The sequence below is a fragment of the Roseibium album genome, assembly GCF_965233825.1.
Lineage (GTDB): Bacteria > Pseudomonadota > Alphaproteobacteria > Rhizobiales > Stappiaceae > Roseibium > Roseibium album.
Window position 1 is genome coordinate 2,624,044 of sequence record NZ_OZ247583.1, and the last position, 17,863, is coordinate 2,641,906.

The following is a 17,863-nucleotide window of genomic DNA, read 5'->3' on the forward strand; positions in this document are numbered from 1 at the left end:
TTTGTACAAGGCCTGCAGACGGATCATACCGCTGGGTTGCCGACGTGTCATGAGCGCTGAAACCGTTCGGGGAGGAAAAATTTGCTGCCGATGTCCATCGGCCGTCCGGTCGTTCGTCATGTCTATGAAAGCACCGTTGCTTTCGAAAAACCGGATGGAGAAATACATGACGATATGGACGGTTCTTCTTGGCGGCGTTGGGGTGATTGCCCTGGCGGCTGCCGGCACACTCTTCCTTCCTGGAGAAGTGCACGTGAAACGGCAGGCAACCATGAAGGTGGCACCGGAAACCGTTTTGAACCTTGCCGCATCAAACGAAGGATATCAGCGGTTCAATCCTTACCTGACCTCGGATCCTGACCTGAAGATCATGCCGTTCGGACCGCGATCGGGTGTCGGTTCCGGGTTTCGTTTCGAAGGCCGTGAGGGCAAGGGCAGCCAGACGGTCGCCTCGGTGACAGCTGACAGTGTCCGTTATGACATCGACCTGGGAGCGATGGGGCGTCCGGTCCAGCAGATAACGGCGTTGGACACACCTCAGGGAACACGTGTCGTGTGGACGATGAAGATGGATCTGGGACTTAATCCTGTCGCCCGCGTGTTTGGTCTTTTCCTTGATGGCATGGTGGGCAAGACATTCGAACAGGGACTGGATAACCTCGCTGCAACCGAGTCGGCAGCGTCTTGAAAACGAAGGAAAAAGTATGCGCTACACTTTCTTGCTCTACACCGATCCTGCGGATCTCTCAGATATGACGCCCGAGGATTGGCAAGCCGAAAAGGAAGTCTACGGGGCTTACATCGGAGCATTGCAAAAGGCCGGGGTCTTCGTCGATACGGATTGGCTGCAACCTGTACATGCGGCCACCACCTTGTCACTGAAAGGTGGAACCAGGCAGGTTCAGGATGGTCCTTTCGCCGATACGAAGGAAACGCTTGGCGGATATTTTGTCATTGATGTTCCGGACCTGGATGCAGCCATGGTGTGGGCCCAGAAATGTCCTGCTGCCAAGACCGGAAAGGTCGAGATTCGGGCCTCCGCCATGGGGGGTGAGTGACAGATGCCGCTCGCGCAACCGAACTGGCTGCGCGAGGGTCTTATGGTCGGCTGCTGGCGCTCCTGTCGTCTCGCACGAACGATATCGCACTCGCCGAGGATGCACTGGCAGAGGCATTTGCAAGAGCGCTCAGCCATTGGCCGGCGCACGGAATTCCGGACAACCCGGATGCCTGGCTGTTGACCACTGCACGAAACCGGTTGACGGACAGTCAGCGACGACAGTTCCGTTTTCCGACCGTGAACGAGATACCGGATATGCCCTCGTCCGAGCTTGCTGACGGCTCAATCCCGGACCGGCGCCTGTCACTCCTGATGGTTTGCGCGCATCCGGCAATTGCCCAGGATCTGCACGTTCCCCTGATGTTGCAAACCGTTCTTGGTCTGGAAGCGAAAACCATTGCGCGGCTCTTTTTGATCTCACCTGTCGCGCTGTCCAAGCGACTGGTTCGGGCCAAGGCCAAGATCCGGGACGCTGGAATACCCTTCGCGCTTCCCTGCGACGACGCCCTGCGGGAACGCAGTACGGCAATTCTTGAGGCGCTTTATGCCTTGCATGCGCATGACTGGCTGGATCCCGCAGAAAATCTTGGCGACGAGGCATTCTATCTCGCAGATCTGCTGGGACGTCTGATAGTGGACAATGCGGAAGCTCTTGGCCTTGCCGCCCTGATCGCATTCAGCCATGCGCGGGCGCGTGCACGTATTGTCGATGACATGCTGGTTCCCACTGACGAGCAGGATGTGACGCTCTGGAACGACGCGCTGATAAGATACGGCAAGCGGCAATTGCACTGCGCCTATGTGAAGTCGTCAGTTGGTAGGTTCCAGATTGAGGCAGCTATCGAATCTGTTCATATTGCCAGGAAGGAAACCGGCTCCACCGATTGGCTGGCGCTGAACAAACTCTATGTCGCGCTTCTCAAAATCGCTCCTTCTGTCGGGAGCCTGGTTGCGCAGGCGGTAGTCACCGGGCGGTTTCATGGACCTCGGGCTGGGCAGGAAGCCCTGGATGCGGCGGAAACCGTGACCGGTTCCGGATACCAGCCACTCTGGGCAGCGCGTGCGGACTTGCAGGCCCGGGCGGGAAATCACCTCGCAGCGGCAAAAAGTTACGACAAAGCGATTTCGCTCGCCACAGACGGTCCGACAATCAATCTGCTTGCCAGGAAACGGGCGCAGGAACTGAATAAATAGCGTGTGTTAAGCTACGCTCGGATTGGACCAGTTTCCCGGTTTGAACGGGGTGTGAAGGGCACGTTCAACCAGTGTCAGGTGATCCTGTCCGTAAAACGGGTCGCCATCGACGAAGTAGGTGGGGGAGCCGAAGACGTTGTTCGACACTGCCCATTCAGTGTTTTTCCGCAGCGTTTCTTGAACTTCCCGAGAGGCGGCCCTTTCCAAATGCGTCTCGGCATCGAGGCCCATTTCCGTTGCAATTCTTCCAAGAGCTGCCTGATCCGACAGGTCCGCGTCGTCACGCCAATGTGCCTGAAGCAGATTGTGAGCCATCCGGTCGGTCATCGGCCCGGTTTCTCCCAGGGCGATGATCATGCCCGAGGCGAGGCTGTAATCTGCATCGTGCCGGCTCGGTCGATAGTTGATTATGGGCACCTCACGATACTCCGCCCATCTTTCAATCTCGCGCCCGAAAAAGTAGTCGACATGCTGCTGCGTGCGCTTGCGGAAAGACTGTCCGCGCTGAGCGTCGACAACGGGGGATAGCAAGACGGGTTTGTGGATCAAGACGACGTCAGCGCTCTTGCAGATCCGCAGAAGCTCGGAAGATCCGAGATAGGCGTAGCCGGAATGCGCAGAAAAGACATATTCGATCACGGGCATGTAATTCCCTCGGATTTTTGCGGGCTATGGTCTTTCGTGGGTCAGCGTAAAGCGAACCGGTCGCCTGGTACTGCAATGGCCGGTTCGCCGGGCACGCAGCTTCAGCGCTCAACGCGTGCCAGCGCAAGCCCGATACCGGCACCGACAAACAACGCACCGGTCAGTTTGTGCCGGAGACGGCCCAGTTGCATGACGAGAGGCCTGGAAACATTTGCCGCCACGACCCACAACATATCGCCGGCAAAGACGATCGAAAGATAGATGGCAGCGGCCACCGCCATGTGACCCGCGGTCGGATCGTTTCCCGTGAACTGGGGGAGGAAAGCTGCGATGAAGATCAACGTTTTCGGGTTTGCAATTGCAAGCAGCAGGCCCTGCAGGAACAGGCGACCCATCGTTCCACCGGTTGCCTTCGGCCGTTCAATGTCGTCTATCCCCTGGCGCCACGCGCACACGCCAAGATAGATCAGGTAAAGGACACCAGCCCATTTCAGCCAGATGAGCGTACTTGCCGCGACCTGAAGTAACGCGGACAGGCCGAGAACGACGATTGCCAGCTGGATTGCGATGCCGATTGTTGTGCCGACCACTGTTGCGCAGCCGTAGCGGGCGCCATGCGTCAGAGTGTTCGCGACGAACAGGGCGACGTTGGGTCCGGGAATTGCCACAAGTGCGGCTGTCGCGGTTGCCAGAAGAAATGCAGAAGTAAGATCCATGATTTCTTTCTAGCAGAGGCTGCAGGTCGCGCAAACACCGGATCAGGTTGATTGGTGGCTATGCACCTGTGTTCGAAACCGGTCCAGGAAAGGGGAAGCACAGGTCATTGGGTTGTCGGTCCTCCGTGGCCCGTTGCATTGCTGCCAAGCCTGGTAAATCTCAAGATTGACGGCAGAGATCGCCATGCGTCGAGGTAAGGTCTCGCGGACGGAAGTCCGTCAATGGCCGGCCCTCGGCAAAGCACCTGAACGTCTGGCTTCTTGACTGTCCATGACGCTCTCATGCTGCAAGGCAGTACGAATTGAAAATGATGAGCGTGGAGAAATGCAAAAAGGGCGGCCCGAGAGCCGCCCTTTTCGTAAGACATTTGAGCGTCGGGCTTCTTAGAAGCCCATGCCGCCCATACCGCCCATGTCGCCACCTGGCATTGCCGGGGCTGCTTCTTTCTTCGGAAGCTCTGCGACCATTGCTTCGGTTGTGATCAGGAGGCCGGCAACGGATGCTGCATCCTGAAGAGCCGTACGAACAACCTTGGTCGGGTCGATGATGCCGGCTTCGATCATGTTGACGAATTCTTCGGTCTGAGCGTTGAAGCCGAATGTGTCGTCATCGTTCTCCTGGATCTTGCCAACGACGATGGAACCTTCAACACCAGCGTTTTCGACGATCTGGCGGATCGGGGATTCCAGGGCACGCAGAACGATCTTGATGCCGGCTGCGATGTCGGAATTTGCAGAAGTCAGTTTGGCGACAGCATTCTTTGCACGAAGCAGAGCAACACCACCACCTGCAACGATGCCTTCTTCAACAGCAGCACGAGTTGCGTTCAGAGCATCATCGACGCGGTCTTTTTTCTCTTTCACTTCGATTTCGGTCGCACCGCCAACGCGGATTACTGCAACACCACCTGCGAGTTTCGCCAGGCGCTCCTGAAGTTTCTCGCGGTCGTAATCGGAAGTGGTTTCTTCGATTTGCGCCTTGATCTGCCCGACGCGACCGTCGATGTCTTCCTTGGAACCGGCACCGTCAACGATGGTCGTGGTTTCCTTGGTGATGGCAACTTTCTCGGCAGTGCCGAGCATGTCGAGAGAAACGTTTTCCAGCTTGATGCCGAGATCTTCGGAGATCACGGTACCACCGGTCAGGATCGCGAGGTCTTCCAGCATGGCCTTGCGGCGGTCACCGAAGCCAGGAGCCTTGACAGCAGCAATTTTCAGGCCGCCGCGCAGCTTGTTGACAACCAGGGTTGCCAGTGCTTCGCCTTCAACATCTTCAGCGATGATGAGGAGCGGGCGGGAAGACTGTACGACAGATTCCAGGATCGGCAGCATGGCCTGCAGGTTGGAGAGTTTCTTCTCGTGCAGCAGGATGAACGGCTTTTCCAGGTCAGCCAGCATCTTGTCGGCATTGGTGACAAAGTACGGAGAAAGGTAGCCGCGGTCGAACTGCATGCCTTCAACGACTTCCAGCTCGGTTTCCAGGGACTTGGCTTCTTCGACGGTGATAACACCTTCGTTGCCGACCTTCTGCATGGCTTCGGCAATGTCCTGACCGACCTGCTCGTCACCGTTTGCGGAAATGGTGCCGACCTGTGCAACTTCTTCGGAAGTTGTGATGGTCTTGGAAGCAGATTCCAGCGCTCTGACGGCTTCAGCAGCAGCCATGTCGACGCCGCGCTTCAGATCCATCGGGTTCATGCCGGCTGCAACAGCCTTGGCGCCTTCCTTGACGATGGACTGGGCCAGAACGGTCGCTGTGGTCGTGCCATCACCAGCGATGTCGTTGGTTTTGGAAGCGACTTCGCGCACCATCTGGGCGCCCATGTTTTCGAACTTGTCTTCCAGTTCGATTTCCTTGGCAACCGATACACCGTCCTTGGTGATGCGCGGTGCGCCAAAGGCCTTGTCGAGTACGACATTCCGGCCTTTCGGGCCGAGGGTCACCTTGACGGCGTTTGCGAGAGTGTCAACGCCGCGGAGCATGCGCTCACGGGCGTCGGAGGAGAATTTTACTTCTTTAGCAGACATAGGGTCGTCTCACCTAAATTGAGAAATGGAGGAGATCAGAAGCGGTTCGCTGTTTGATTAAGCGATCACGCCCATGATGTCGGATTCCTTCATGATCAGCAGGTCTTCACCGTCGATTTTGACTTCGGTGCCAGACCACTTGCCGAACAGAACGCGGTCGCCTGCCTTGACGTCGAGCGCAACGATCTCGCCGTTGTCTTTACGGGCGCCGGTGCCGATAGCGATGATCTCGCCTTCCTGCGGCTTTTCCTTGGCGGTGTCTGGGATGATGATTCCGCCGGCAGTCTTCTCTTCAGAGTCTACGCGGCGAACGACGACACGGTCGTGCAATGGACGAAATGCCATAAGACTGTTTCCTCTCATGAGCGCGCCCCACGCAATTGGCAGCGCGCGAGACATGATTTCTGGGTTGAACTAAGCAGGAGACCTTGATCCCTGCTGCGTACTAGCACTCCCTCAAGGCGAGTGCTAACAGCGCCTTGGATTTATGCAGCAACGTCCAGATTGTCAATGGTTTGTGAGGAGAATTTAATCTTCACTTGGCGCAGATTTGCGCAATGGCGTGATTCCTGATCAAGGAACCTTGAATCAAACCGACGCGGAGCGCGCGCTCGTGTCTCCGAACGTTCCGTTATTTGGGATCGGCAATTGTAAATGGCAAGGTGAATCCGGCTACTTTTCCACCCTCATCATCGCTAAATCGGGTTTCGAGCTGATAGTCGCCGGCCGGCAACCCGCTGAACTGGAAGGAAAGGGCTGCGGCAAGTTCGCGTTGCTTGGATCGGCCCTCACCGGAAAACACTGCGAAATTGTCCTGCTCGGCCAGGACCTGACCCGACAGGTTCACGAGCCTGTAGCTTGCTGTGAGTTCAAACGCGTAGATGCCGTCGGTCTGGCTGAAGGAATATCCGATCGGCTCGGCATAGATGGAAAGGACGTCGTCTTCCTGAAAGATGGCATCTTTGTGCGGAGTATATTGTCCGTATGCGGTTCCACCGTCTTGCGTGAAAGTTGCAACCGAGAATGCAAGTCCGTTGGCTTCCCAGGCTGCATCATAAGCTGTCAGTGCGTCCGTGAACGCTTTTGAGGGAGTGGAGACAGTTTCAGCTTGAACACTTGCTGTGCAAATCCCCGTATAAATCCCCGTTGCCAGGAGGATAGCAGAGGCACCTCGCCGGGATACACGTTTTCCTGTCAGCATTTTCACTTCCCCGCACGCCCTTATGTCTTGTCGTTTCTTGGCGATTTCGCCGATATAGACCGACTTTTGACGATAGACAAGAAAATGTGTGCAATGCAGTAAACGGATAGCCGGTTAAAGGCTGCGTGCCGTCCAGGATTGACGTTTCCGATAGATAGTGGAGGGACTGATTTCCAGTGCTGCCGCCGCCATGGCGATGTTTCCGTCGAACGCATCGAGGGCGTCTTCGATAATCCGCCGTTCCTGGGCCCAAAGGGGCTCGATGGACCCGAAGGGACGGCTTGGAACGCTCACGCGCGACCTTTCCCTGGAAAGATCGATGATTGCATTCGGCCGACTGCTTTGATCGCGGATTACCATCGGCAGCATGTCATAGGTAACGGCTGCACCATCATTCATGACAACCATCTGTCGAATGGTGTTTTCCAGTTGCCGGACATTGCCGGGCCAGCCGTAGGACAAGATCCGCGTTTCGGCGTCGGCGTCGAACCCCTTGAAATTCCGTCGTTCTTCGCTGGAGTACCTGTCAAGGAAAGTCTCCGCAAGCGGCAGGATATCGTCGCGGCGTTCCCGCAGCGGCGGCAGGTGGACCGGTAGGACGTGAAGACGATAATAAAGGTCTTCACGGAAACGGCCGGCCGTGATCTCGGCAACCGGATTGCGGTTCGTCGCGCAGATGATACGTGCATCCACCTTGCGGGACTGTGTGTCACCCAGCCGTTGAAAACTTCCGGTTTGAAGAAACCTTAAAAGCTTGCTTTGCAGCAGCAGGTCCATTTCGCCGATCTCGTCGAGAAACAGTGTTCCGCCATCGGCTTGTTCCGCGGCACCGGCCCGATTTTCCGATGCGCCCGTGAAGGCACCGCGCATGTACCCGAATATTTCGCTTTCGATCAGGTCCCGGGGGATGGCGGCACAGTTCAGCGTAACAAACCGGTTGGGATGACGATCGGACAGGTCATGGATCGCGTTTGCACACAGTTCCTTGCCGGTTCCAGACTCGCCGGTGATGAACACTGGCGCCTGCGAGGGCGCCATGCGTCTTATCTGATCATGGACGTCGCGCATTTGAAGCGAAACACCGATCAGGCGATCCAGGCCCGTTTGTACAACGATTGAGATTTCAGATCGCGACTTCAGGGCTTGGCGTCCCGGCACGCGAATAGGCTCCTTCGGCAATGCGGCCTCGACGGGAGCGGGCGCCAGAACAGGTCTGCGCTGTTTGAGCTGAAACATGATCTTGGTGGCAAGTGCATCAAGCGAGAACGGTTTGGTCAGGAAGTCATGGGCACCCGATCGCATCGCGCTGACCGCACGCGATACCGATCCTTTTGCCGATACGGCGATGATTACGGCCTTCGGACATCTTACGGCATAGGCTTCAAGGGCTTCGTCACCGCCAATAGTTTCCAGGTCTATGATAAGAACGTCGGTTGACTTGTCCGCCAGATCCTGAAGGCAGGACGCTGAGTCCGTGTAAAGGATCGGATCGGCGCAGGAGGCGGATATTTTCGCGCAAACGGCGGATGTGCGAGCTGCCTCCGAGGCCGATGCATCGAGTACACGTACAATCACAGGCAAATGGTTGCCCTCAATACTCCCCATTGCTGGGTAACTCCCATCGCTTGATCCGGGTCCTTCGAATATCGAAAGATTCGTCACCCTGATAATTCTCCGAACAGGGTAAACAAAGCGTTGTCAGATGACGCATTTTGCAGTTTTTACGGAGAAAACTGATCGGACCAGCGAGTTATCCTATGCGCCCACAAGGAGACCGGCGAGAAAACCACCCGCCGCGAGTGCGAGAGCAATCGGAAGCGATACCTGTATCCGGAGGAGTCGCGGGAGTGGAGATTCCCGCTGATTTGGAAATGTGCGTTGGGAGCTGCCCTGCAAGGGGTTCGCGTTTTCCACGCCTTGTGCCGTACCTGCCTGACCGATGGAATTCGAATTCGCAAGGCTTTGCTCAGTTTCAGAGCGACCTGCTTTACCGTCCGCAGAAACAGAGGAATGCAGGTCCTCGAACGGTCGGCTGTCTTCCGCGGCCTTGTTCTCGCTCGTGACAGCGTCCTGCTGATTGGCTGCTGTTCCCGAATCTGCCGCCGATTTCACGGATGTGAACGCTGGTGCGTAACTTCCCTTGGGGATCGTGATACGGACAGGGGAGGAGGCACCCGAACCCTCATAGTATTTCGTGAGCCGGCGACGGAGCCGGGCGGCTTCCACCCTCACTATCGGGTCGGTGACCGGGTTGAAATCCGTTGCACGTCCAAGGGCTTCCACCGCGATCGTGTACCCCTTGATCTTTTCATGCTTGTTTTCCAGCGACGCGTGGACGACAAATTCCAGGAACGATCTGAGCTGAGGTGCCGAGCGAAATTCCGCGCTTTCGAGGGCATCGGTCAATGCCGACCGGGCCTGCCTCTCGTTGCACGGCAGGACGGAGGCATCGGAATTGGGTGCCGGGTGCGCACCGGGGACTTTTGCGGAATCGGCCTGTGCAGACGAGTGGCTGCCTCGGCGGTCATCCTGTGCCTTTCGGGTGGAAGCGTTCCGGGTCGTCTGCTCGGCGGTGTGCATGCCAGTCCCCTTATGGTAACCGGTTCCTTCTGCACCACGACATTTTGCCCGCCATAATTTTAACCAAGTCTATGGTGATTGCAAATCCCTAGCATTCCTGTTCGGCAGATATAGCCGCTGACACCGCTTCCGCGCTGCACCGGTTTCCGACCTGCCCGGTATCGCGCATGAAACGAAAAAACAGTGGGTTTGGTGATGCATAGTCGGGGACAAGTCGGCAATTCGATGCCTCACAGAGGCTTGCGGATTCGGATGTGCCTGTTTCTTAAGGCATGATTAACCGGTAAATTTTGATTCGGGTCGGAACTTTCAGACATCATGGGTCGAACGGGGACCATCTTTGTAGCAATATGCATGGCGATCATCGCGTTGTCGTCCGCAATCGTGCTGATTTTTCAGTTCGGGCGGCCGTTCGGTGAAGCCGTTTCGCTGTCGCTCGCACTGATGTGCACGATGATTCTGATCCATCTTCTGATCGGCCGTGCGCGTGATCGTGGAGCGGTGAGCGTTGCGGTGGACCGTCTCGAGGACCGAATGGCCGACCTTGACGAGGATGTCGGTAATCTCGAGGGGCGGCTGACGGGAATGGAACATACCATGCCTCGCCGGACCCGCGCGGAAATCGATCCCTTGTTCGCCGAGGTGGAAGTGCTCGGCACGCTGGTGAAACAGATGGCGGAAGCCATGTCCGATCTGGAAACCCGGGTGGAAGATCAACAGGCACTTGCTCCACCGCCGCGGGCGCCCAATCTTCCGCATTATCCGCAGGCCCGGCCCGCTGTGCAGGCGCATGAAGCGGGCATTCCGCCCTCATACGCACCTTCCCCCCCCAGCCCCCCTCCGTACAACCCTGTACATGCTGAACCGAGAGTGCCGCCTCAGCTGCATCCGATGCCGCAGCACGAGCCCGAGCATCCGCCTGTTGATCACATGAACTGGCAGGCTCCAGCTCCACAGGCGCCAGCGCCTCAGGTGCCGGCTCCACAGTCGCCTGAAACGCACGGCCATGGCGACATGGCGGAGTGGGACCGGCGATATGGTGTTCATGGCGAAAGACCCCGTGAAGAAGACACCATGGTGCCGACACCGAGGCCTGAACCTGCGTTTGATTTCGGCGATGAAGTGACGTCTCAAGCGGACTTTCAGGCAAAAGATGTCGAAACAGTTCAGCCGCCTCGCCCGCAACCCAACATGGCAATGCGGGAATTGATAACATCCGCGCTCAATGCCAACAGGGTAGAGCTGCACTTGCAGCCGATCGTCACCTTGCCGCAGCGACAGGTCAAGTACTATGAAGCCTTCACGCGCCTCCGCGATGCAGAAGGCAATGCGATAGCAGCAACGGCATTTCTGCCCGAAGCGGTGCTGTCGGGCCAGATCGCCCGCATAGACAACCTGTTGCTGTTCCGTGCCGTCCAGGTCATACGTCGTTTGACTTCCCGCAATCGCAATGCGGTTCTGTTCTGCAATATTTCCCTGGTTTCGCTTGTCGATGAAACTTTTTTCCCGGGGTTTCTGGAATTCGTGAAATCCAATAGGGATTTTGCCGATGTGCTCGTCTTCGAATTCTCCCAGGGCGATGTCGCCGAGATGGGAGCGATGGAGCTCGAGAGCCTGAACGCTCTATATGAAGTCGGTTTCCGGTTCTCGATCGACCGGATTAACGACATGAAGATGGACTTCAATTCTCTGGCCGGGCGGGGCTTCAAATACGGCAAGCTCCATGCTGACTATCTGATCGGCCGCCGGGAAGCCAAGCACGGTCACATTCATCCCTCGGACTTCGGCGATCTGCTGCATCGTTACGGCATGGAACTGATCACCGATCACGTCGAGACGGAATCGCAGGTTCTGGAATTGCTCGACTACGATGTGAAACTGGCCCAGGGCAACCTGTTTTCTCCGCCGCGTCCCGTCCGGGCAGAAGTCCTGCAGGGCGCGCCGGCTCCCAGAAAGTCGGCGGCAGGCTGATCTGGCGCAATCGTCCATACCGGTTGTGTGGAATGCGGGACGTTTTTCAATTCCTTAAATGCATGATCGGGGACGCCTTTCCTTGCAGATGTCGTTCCCGAAATGGGCCGGAACGGGGATCTGGCTGGTGTCGTACGGAAGAGTCGTTTTGCGGTTGCTAGATCGTGCTTTTTAGAGGGTTCACTCCCTTTTTTGACAATGCCAAACTGGTCGCAGCCCCGAAAAGCAAGGCCCAGACAGGCGCACCAATTCCGAAAAAGGAGATAGCGGACACAGTGGTCATGAAAGTTACCAATGCGGCTTCTCGCTGCCCGGACTGCAACAGCGCGGTGTTGAGGCTGGTTCCGATGGTATTCATGAGCGCAAGTCCTGCAACCGATACCACAAGCGCCTCGGGAGCAATCAGGAATAGACCGATAACGGCAGCTCCAAGCAAACCGACAAGACAATAAAATGCACCAGCAATGAGGGCCGCCTTGTATCGCGTCAGTGGGTTTGCATCGGCTTCCGGACCTGCGCATATCGCTGCAGTTATTGCCGCGAGATTGAATGCGAAACCTCCAAAAGGGGCAAGCAGAACCGTGGTCATCCCGGTGACCGTCATGCTCGCGGAAACCGGCGGTTGGTACCCTGCTGATTTCAAGGCAATGATGCCGGGCATGTTTTGCGAGGTCATCGTGACCACGTAGAGGGGCAGGCCGACCCCGATGAGTGCGGCCATGGAAAACTCGGGCATGACAAAGACCGGTCGAGCGATTGAAAACGCAAATTCGACATCGGTGTGGAAGGCGCCTGCGATCCAGCAAAAAAGGATGCCGGTCGCCAATACCGAAGGTATCGCATATCGCGAAAACCATCGCTTTCCTGCAAGATACGTCAGGCACATGACCGCGACGAGCGCCATGTCCTCTTCCATTGACGAAAAAACACCCAAACCAAAGCGAAACAGAATTCCTGCCAACATGGCACTGGCGATCGCATCAGGTATCAGATGCGACAGTTTCTCAAACCAGCCGGTCAATCCGGTCAGCGTCAGCAACGCGCCGCAAACCAGAAAGGCGCCAATGGCTTCACTCATGGGAATGCCATCAAGACCAATGACCAGCAAAGCCGCCCCCGGTGTTGACCATGCGGTCAGGATTGGCATCCGATAGCGCCAGGACAGTGCAACGCCGCTTAACCCGGTTCCCAGCCCCAGGACCAGCATCCAGCTGTTGGCCTGCAACTGCGTGGCTCCAAGCTTGTCAATGGCTTGAAATAAGATCGCCACGCTGCCGGTGTAGCCGACCAGTACCGCGATGGATCCCGAGACAAGATGTGAAAGTTTCAGACCGGCAATCATATCTGTCGTGCCTTTGCGGTTCGGGAAAGCTAAGCTTGGACACGTGGGACCATACTCTGCGATTGTTCGTTATAACGTACGTTCGTTATAACGAACAAGAGATTCAGGCAAATGACAGACAAAAAAATTCAAATCAAACTCAAGGCCGCTCGATTGAAGTCCGGGCTAAGCCTGTCGAGGACCGCGGAGCTGACTGGCGTCAGCAAAGCGATGCTTCATCAGATCGAACGCGGCGACTCGAGCCCGACCATCGCGACCTTGTGGAAATTGGCGAAGGGGTTTCACTTGCCTCTCACAGCCTTCATTGAAGACATGATCCAGACCGGTGATACCTTTACACCTGCCCGCAAGGAGTTAATCAGCTTTCCGGGAAGCATCGGTTTTCACACCGTATTTCCCTTCGACCCGGTTTTCGGTTCTGAGACGTTTCTTGTGACATTGGAAGCAGAACAGACACACACCTCGAACTCACACGATGTCGGTGTGGTCGAGGATGTGTTCGTGACCAAGGGAGAGATGGAAATCTTGTTCGACGGCCACTGGAAACGCTGCCGCTGCGGTGACGGTCTGAGATTTCGTGCAGATCAACCCCATGGATATCGAAATCTTCACGATGAGCAGGCCCAGTTTCACAACACCTTGCACTATCCCAAAACAACATTGTTTGAGGTAACAGGCGAAGACTGAAAACCAGAAGGCCTAACGTTCTGTTTTCAGGGAAACTGCGGCAGACTCTTTTTGGTCCGGATCAAAGACGCCGAGGTGAGGCATAGGCATGGTGGCCGCGGCGAGTTGCCGAGATCGGCGCTGGCACATTGCGGACCTGCACCTGCTCTCGACAACACACATCAAATCCAGTCGTCTGTCAGCCTTGCTGCTGGCCGACGGTGATGATGGTCGGTTTGTGTTCCGCGAGCAGCCTTTTTGCAACGCGCTGAACGTCTTCAAGTGTCACGGCCTGGATCTCGCTGTTGCGGCGGTCGAAATAGTCGATGCCGAGCTCGGCGTTTTGAAGGGCAACGAGCTGACGGGCGATCTTTCCCGAACTGTCGAAGCGCAGTGGGTAAGAACCGGTGATAAATCGCTTGGCCGCCTCCAGCTCGCCCTGGCTCGGGCCTTGCGTTGCCATGCGGCTCAGCTGGTTCAGCATCACCTCCACAGTCTCGCCGGCCCGGTCCGATTTGGTTGCCGCGGATCCAATGAGAAGGCCTGTGTGGCGGTAAGGCGACAAGGACGTGCTCGCCCCATAGGAAAGTCCGCGTTTTTCGCGCACTTCCTGATACATCCATGATGTAAAGGTCCCACCTCCGAGTATGTGATTCATCACGTAAGCCGCCTGATAGTCAGGGTCGTCGCGTGTGATGCCGGGATAAGCCAGAAGTATCGTTGTTTGCGGCACTGTAAGTTCACGGTGAACTGTCCCGCCGGTCCGGGGCGCGAGGTCGGCGACAGCCGCCAGGTCACTTCGCTCGGGAAGGTCGGCGAAAATCTTGTCCAGAAGCGGGGCCAGGGTCTTGGCATCGATCGAGCCGACGACGCCGATCTTCAGTCCGTCCCGCGTCAGGATCTTGCCGTGCTGTGCCTGAAGGTCTGCAGCGGAAAGGCTGGTCAACGACTCCATCGTCCCAAGCGTCGGGCGGGCATAAGGGTGCGCCCCGAACATGGCATCGGCGAGTGACCGGCCTGCAATCGCGTTCGGATCGCTCTGGTTCCGTCTGATCTGCGTACTCAATTGCGTCTTCATGCGCTCGACGGGCGTTTCATCGAAACGGGGTTCATTGACTGCGAGCTTCAGAAGATCCGTTGCCTGCGTCAGTCTTGGGCTGAGAGTTCTCAAGCTTCCGTAAAACCGGTCCTTGCCGGTGCTGAACCCGATACTCACAGCGAGTTCTTCCAGCTTGCCCTGAAAATCTTCGGAAGCGAGGTCACCTGCACCTTCATCCAGTGACGCCGCCAGCAGCCGTGTCAGGCCTTCTTTTCCCGCTGGATCCTGCGTTGAGCCACCGTCAAAGGAAAAATTCATCGCGATGATGGGAACCGTATGATCCTCAACGAGCCAGGCTTCGATACCCTCCGGACTGACAACTTTCTGTATCTCGACAGCATAGGCAAGACGGGAAAGCGCCATAAGGGCGACGAAGGAAAGAACGGCGAGGGATGAAAGCGTGCGAAAGAATGTCTTCTGGGTCATGGATCAGGACTTGTCGTTGACTTCTGTTGCATTGGTCAGGGCGGCTGCGGGTTCTGTCCCGCTTTCGATCCGCAATTCCCCGTAAACCGGGATTTTTGTCAGGTAGGACCGCGCGGCCTCCAGAACATCCGCAGGCGTAACGGCACTTATCTGTGCCGGCCAGCTTTGGACATCTTCCACCGTCTGGCCGGTGGTCAGTGCACCGCCGAACAGCCTGGCGAGTCCTGACTGGCTGTCCTGGGCGTAGATCGCGCTTGCAAGCATGCTGTTTTTGGCACGCGCCACTTCTTCTTCGGAGACGCCTGTATCGATGACCTTTTGCAGCTCCGCTGCTATCAGGCGCTCCATTTCTTCAAGGGTCTTACCCGGGCGCGGGGCGGCATAAACTCCGAACCTGCCGTCATTCAGCGCTCGGCTCTGGTAATAGGCTCCTGCTCCGATGGCAGCTTCCTGGCCAAGCACGAGGGCCTTGTGCAACCGGCTCGAAGGGCCTTCTCCCAGAATATACGACAGGACATCGAGCGCCTCCGGCGTCCGTCCCTGTCCCGTCGACTGGCTGGGAACGACCCAGGTCTGCGAAATGGTTTCCTGGCGGACCCTTGGATCAGAAACCGCAATCCGGCGTTCTCCGGAGAGTGGTGGTTCCAAAGGTCTCACACGTTCGCCGGGTTCCGCACGCCTTGCGACCTTGCCATAGGTTTCGATTGCAAGTTCCCGGATCTTTTCAACGTCGACGTCACCGGCGATCACGACCACCGCGTTGTTCGGTGTGTAGAACCGGTCATAAAAATCTATCGCGGCATCCTTGTTCAGGGCTTCGATTTCGCTCTCCCAGCCAATCACGGGTGACCCATACGGATGGTTGACGAATGTGATGGCGTTCATGGCTTCGCGCAGGCGCGAACCGGGCTCGCTGTCCACACGGCTTCTGCGTTCTTCAAGCACGACATCACGTTCCGGCGCGACGATCTCTTCGGTCAGCACCAGGTTCTCCATGCGGTCCGCCTCAAGCTTCATCATCAGCGGCAGGTGTTCTTTTGCGACCTTCTGGAAATAGGCCGTGTAGTCCAGGCTCGTGAAGGCGTTTTCCTGACCACCTCGCTCCGCGATCATTTTCGAAAAAGCGCCGTCAGGGTATGCTTTTGTCCCCTTGAACATCAGGTGTTCAAGAAAGTGTGCCACGCCTGACTGCCCCTCTGGTTCATCTGCCGATCCGACCTTGTACCAGATCATGTGCGTGGCGACCGGGGCCCGGCGGTCAGGTATCACGACGACCTGGAGGCCGTTCTCCAGCGTGAAACTCTCCAGATTGGGTGCTATGACGATATCGCTCGTCAGGAGCGATTCTGCAGCAACCTGCGATGGGGTGAGAAGCGCTGTAGTACCCAGCAAGAGTACGGGTAGAGCCAAAAGACGGGCGGACCGTCGCAGTCGTTTTGCAATTGATGGACGAAATGCATTTTGGCGAGGGTTCACGTGTAACTCCCTTTGTGGCCTGAAAACGAAAAAACCTCCGGACTGATCCCTCCATATAGGAAGGTTGGTCCAGAGGTCCCATTACATTTTTGTCATTCGCGGTTTTACCGCGGATCGGTCAGTTACAAAATTCCTGTTGACCTTCCAGACACCGCGGATCGACTGGCGTACTTGTATATGGATCGTAATTGGTCGGTTTCTTGTTGTTCGACTTCTTTACAATGTCCGGCATCGGCGCGTCCGGGGACGGCGTGCTGTAGCTGCTTGGCGGTTCGGTCAGGAAGCGGCGTGTCGCAATACCATTGTCTTCCAGACCGGCCTGCTGTGCCTTGAGTTGCTGAAGCTTTTCCCACTCTTCGCGCTGCTGCGCGCGTGTTTGAACTTCGCCTTCGGCAATATCGTTGTCGCGGCGCTCGGCTTCCAGGTCTCGTGTCGTCTGGCCGGTCACGCCCGTGATCTTGAAGCCGCGCATTTGCTCAGGTGTCAAGGGTTGCTTGTTGAGCCCGCCGGTATCTGCGTAGAGCTCCTTCAGTTCCCGGTATTGAGCATTTTCCTGTTGCTGCGGCCAGTTCTGGGCATCGGTTCCGGCAACTTCGGTTTCCGGTTCCGGAAGCTTTCCCGGTTCGGCAGGCATGGCAAGCGGAGCGCGGGGTTTGTAATCGATGGGCTTTGCGTTCGGATCGACAGCGCCGAGCCCGCTCATGAGGGAATTCACCAGTGCCACATCCGGCGCCTGCGATGTTCCGTCGGCCGCCTGGCAAGCCGCCAGCCCAGTCAATAGGACAAGCACGGCGGATTTTCTGACCCAGCTAATTTTCGTCCGCACCACAGCAGACTCCCCGGTTACCTGTTGAAAAAGCAGGCATACACGCGCCCGCAATCCATCTGTTCAGCGTTAAACCTTCATTTTGCGGCTGAATTAGGACCAATTCTGAAACTGTCATACAGGAGAGCGGCGACGCCTGCAACGATCCACACATCTGCGAGGTTGAAGACGTACCAGGAGAATGTGCCAACGTGAAAATGCACAAAATCAACCACGGCACCGTATGCGATTCGATCTATTCCATTGCCGATCGCACCGCCTATGACCAGCGCGAGTGCGAAGGCGACCAGTTTTGTCTGGCAGCGCGCCGACCAGACCCAAAGACCAATGGTTATGGCAACCGTCAGTCCGGCCAGCAGCCAGCGACCTGTATCACCGTCCTGTTGAAACAGGCCATAGGAGACACCCCGGTTCCAGACCAGCACGAATTCCAGCACCGGGAATAGCTCTACAGGGCCATTCGTTCCAAGCTCGAAGCCATAAAGCAGCCAGAGTTTGCTCACCTGGTCCAGGACGAGGCCGGCAAGCGCAACAACGAACACAATCCCGCTGAAGCGACCCCACAAGAGGGGTTGCCCGGCGGTATCTGGTTCAATTTGTGTCGGTTCGCTCATGCGGTTCCAGAAACTGTCC

General features: G+C 56.9%; 17 protein-coding genes. 5 read left to right on the plus strand and 12 right to left on the minus strand.

The window, feature by feature from the left end; translation table 11 throughout:
- The first annotated feature begins 166 nt into the window (after positions 1-166).
- Genes ACO6TI_RS12170 through ACO6TI_RS12180 form a run of 3 tightly spaced genes read left to right on the plus strand, consistent with a single transcriptional unit; the run spans position 167 to position 2,254 of the window.
- Positions 167-688 carry an SRPBCC family protein gene (locus ACO6TI_RS12170; protein WP_422385007.1) on the plus strand — a complete coding sequence of 174 codons (522 nt, stop codon included), beginning with the start codon at positions 167-169 and terminating at the stop codon, positions 686-688.
- A 16-nt stretch (positions 689-704) separates the two neighbouring features.
- A complete protein-coding gene (locus tag ACO6TI_RS12175) occupies positions 705-1,058 on the plus strand; it encodes a YciI family protein (RefSeq protein WP_422385008.1) in 354 nt (117 codons plus the stop codon).
- Positions 1,055-2,254 (plus strand): RNA polymerase sigma factor, encoded by a 1,200-nt coding sequence (locus ACO6TI_RS12180; protein ID WP_422385009.1) that lies wholly within the window; start codon positions 1,055-1,057, stop codon positions 2,252-2,254. The genes ACO6TI_RS12175 and ACO6TI_RS12180 overlap by 4 nt, the downstream gene beginning before the upstream one ends.
- A gap of 6 nt (positions 2,255-2,260) precedes the next feature.
- On the opposite strand, the gene ACO6TI_RS12185 is transcribed toward ACO6TI_RS12180, so the two are convergent.
- From ACO6TI_RS12185 to ACO6TI_RS12215, 7 genes are all read right to left on the minus strand, one after another.
- Positions 2,261-2,899 (minus strand): 2-hydroxychromene-2-carboxylate isomerase, encoded by a 639-nt coding sequence (locus tag ACO6TI_RS12185; RefSeq protein WP_108874689.1) that lies wholly within the window; start codon positions 2,897-2,899, stop codon positions 2,261-2,263.
- A gap of 101 nt (positions 2,900-3,000) precedes the next feature.
- A complete protein-coding gene (locus ACO6TI_RS12190; RefSeq protein WP_104702236.1) occupies positions 3,001-3,615 on the minus strand; it encodes a LysE family translocator in 615 nt (204 codons plus the stop codon).
- A gap of 384 nt (positions 3,616-3,999) precedes the next feature.
- A complete protein-coding gene (gene groL / locus ACO6TI_RS12195; RefSeq protein WP_055111088.1) occupies positions 4,000-5,643 on the minus strand; it encodes a chaperonin GroEL in 1,644 nt (547 codons plus the stop codon).
- Positions 5,644-5,700: 57 nt separating this feature from the next.
- The gene (gene groES, locus ACO6TI_RS12200) at positions 5,701-5,988 is read right to left on the minus strand and encodes a co-chaperone GroES (protein ID WP_029063691.1); all 288 of its coding nucleotides are present in this window, start codon (positions 5,986-5,988) and stop codon (positions 5,701-5,703) included.
- Between the two features lie 286 nt (positions 5,989-6,274).
- Positions 6,275-6,844: a hypothetical protein gene (locus ACO6TI_RS12205; protein WP_055111090.1), complete on the minus strand. Its 570-nt coding sequence runs from the start codon at positions 6,842-6,844 to the stop codon at positions 6,275-6,277.
- 114 nt (positions 6,845-6,958) lie between these two features.
- Positions 6,959-8,449, minus strand: a complete 1,491-nt coding sequence (locus tag ACO6TI_RS12210) for a sigma-54-dependent transcriptional regulator (protein ID WP_108874687.1) — start codon at positions 8,447-8,449, stop codon at positions 6,959-6,961.
- A 150-nt stretch (positions 8,450-8,599) separates the two neighbouring features.
- Positions 8,600-9,424: a hypothetical protein gene (locus tag ACO6TI_RS12215; RefSeq protein ID WP_422385010.1), complete on the minus strand. Its 825-nt coding sequence runs from the start codon at positions 9,422-9,424 to the stop codon at positions 8,600-8,602.
- 354 nt (positions 9,425-9,778) lie between these two features.
- Between ACO6TI_RS12215 and ACO6TI_RS12220 the strand changes: the two genes are divergently transcribed.
- Positions 9,779-11,395, plus strand: a complete 1,617-nt coding sequence (locus ACO6TI_RS12220; protein ID WP_422385011.1) for an EAL domain-containing protein — start codon at positions 9,779-9,781, stop codon at positions 11,393-11,395.
- A 157-nt stretch (positions 11,396-11,552) separates the two neighbouring features.
- Here the strand turns inward: ACO6TI_RS12220 and ACO6TI_RS12225 are convergent, their stop codons facing one another.
- Entirely contained in the window at positions 11,553-12,737 is a 1,185-nt protein-coding gene (locus tag ACO6TI_RS12225) for a benzoate/H(+) symporter BenE family transporter (RefSeq protein ID WP_422385012.1), read from the minus strand.
- Between the two features lie 111 nt (positions 12,738-12,848).
- On the opposite strand from ACO6TI_RS12225, the gene ACO6TI_RS12230 reads away from it, so the two are divergent.
- Positions 12,849-13,424, plus strand: a complete 576-nt coding sequence (locus ACO6TI_RS12230) for a helix-turn-helix domain-containing protein (protein ID WP_108874683.1) — start codon at positions 12,849-12,851, stop codon at positions 13,422-13,424.
- A gap of 178 nt (positions 13,425-13,602) precedes the next feature.
- Here the strand turns inward: ACO6TI_RS12230 and ACO6TI_RS12235 are convergent, their stop codons facing one another.
- The 4 genes from ACO6TI_RS12235 to lspA form a co-directional block, all read right to left on the minus strand.
- Positions 13,603-14,928 (minus strand): M16 family metallopeptidase, encoded by a 1,326-nt coding sequence (locus ACO6TI_RS12235; protein WP_422385013.1) that lies wholly within the window; start codon positions 14,926-14,928, stop codon positions 13,603-13,605.
- Between the two features lie 3 nt (positions 14,929-14,931).
- Positions 14,932-16,404 carry a M16 family metallopeptidase gene (locus ACO6TI_RS12240; RefSeq protein ID WP_422385014.1) on the minus strand — a complete coding sequence of 491 codons (1,473 nt, stop codon included), beginning with the start codon at positions 16,402-16,404 and terminating at the stop codon, positions 14,932-14,934.
- Positions 16,405-16,522: 118 nt separating this feature from the next.
- Positions 16,523-17,230: a hypothetical protein gene (locus tag ACO6TI_RS12245; RefSeq protein WP_144436102.1), complete on the minus strand. Its 708-nt coding sequence runs from the start codon at positions 17,228-17,230 to the stop codon at positions 16,523-16,525.
- Between the two features lie 77 nt (positions 17,231-17,307).
- On the minus strand, positions 17,308-17,844 hold the full coding sequence (lspA, locus tag ACO6TI_RS12250; RefSeq protein ID WP_196898019.1) for a signal peptidase II: 537 nt from the start codon (positions 17,842-17,844) through the stop codon (positions 17,308-17,310).
- Positions 17,845-17,863 lie beyond the last annotated feature (19 nt).

Excerpts from the sequence above, each read along its gene's own strand:
- ACO6TI_RS12220 (WP_422385011.1), top strand. The coding sequence starts at position 9,779 with ATGGCGATCATCGCGTTGTCGTCCGCAATCGTGCTGATTTTTCAGTTC.
- ACO6TI_RS12210 (WP_108874687.1), bottom strand. The coding sequence starts at position 8,449 with ATGGGGAGTATTGAGGGCAACCATTTGCCTGTGATTGTACGTGTACTC.
- ACO6TI_RS12230 (WP_108874683.1), top strand. The coding sequence starts at position 12,849 with ATGACAGACAAAAAAATTCAAATCAAACTCAAGGCCGCTCGATTGAAG.
- ACO6TI_RS12225 (WP_422385012.1), bottom strand. The coding sequence starts at position 12,737 with ATGATTGCCGGTCTGAAACTTTCACATCTTGTCTCGGGATCCATCGCG.
- ACO6TI_RS12215 (WP_422385010.1), bottom strand. The coding sequence starts at position 9,424 with ATGCACACCGCCGAGCAGACGACCCGGAACGCTTCCACCCGAAAGGCA.
- ACO6TI_RS12185 (WP_108874689.1), bottom strand. The coding sequence starts at position 2,899 with ATGCCCGTGATCGAATATGTCTTTTCTGCGCATTCCGGCTACGCCTAT.
- ACO6TI_RS12170 (WP_422385007.1), top strand. The coding sequence starts at position 167 with ATGACGATATGGACGGTTCTTCTTGGCGGCGTTGGGGTGATTGCCCTG.
- lspA (WP_196898019.1), bottom strand. The coding sequence starts at position 17,844 with ATGAGCGAACCGACACAAATTGAACCAGATACCGCCGGGCAACCCCTC.
- groL (WP_055111088.1), bottom strand. The coding sequence starts at position 5,643 with ATGTCTGCTAAAGAAGTAAAATTCTCCTCCGACGCCCGTGAGCGCATG.
- groES (WP_029063691.1), bottom strand. The coding sequence starts at position 5,988 with ATGGCATTTCGTCCATTGCACGACCGTGTCGTCGTTCGCCGCGTAGAC.
- ACO6TI_RS12190 (WP_104702236.1), bottom strand. The coding sequence starts at position 3,615 with ATGGATCTTACTTCTGCATTTCTTCTGGCAACCGCGACAGCCGCACTT.
- ACO6TI_RS12205 (WP_055111090.1), bottom strand. The coding sequence starts at position 6,844 with ATGCTGACAGGAAAACGTGTATCCCGGCGAGGTGCCTCTGCTATCCTC.
- ACO6TI_RS12235 (WP_422385013.1), bottom strand. The coding sequence starts at position 14,928 with ATGACCCAGAAGACATTCTTTCGCACGCTTTCATCCCTCGCCGTTCTT.
- ACO6TI_RS12175 (WP_422385008.1), top strand. The coding sequence starts at position 705 with ATGCGCTACACTTTCTTGCTCTACACCGATCCTGCGGATCTCTCAGAT.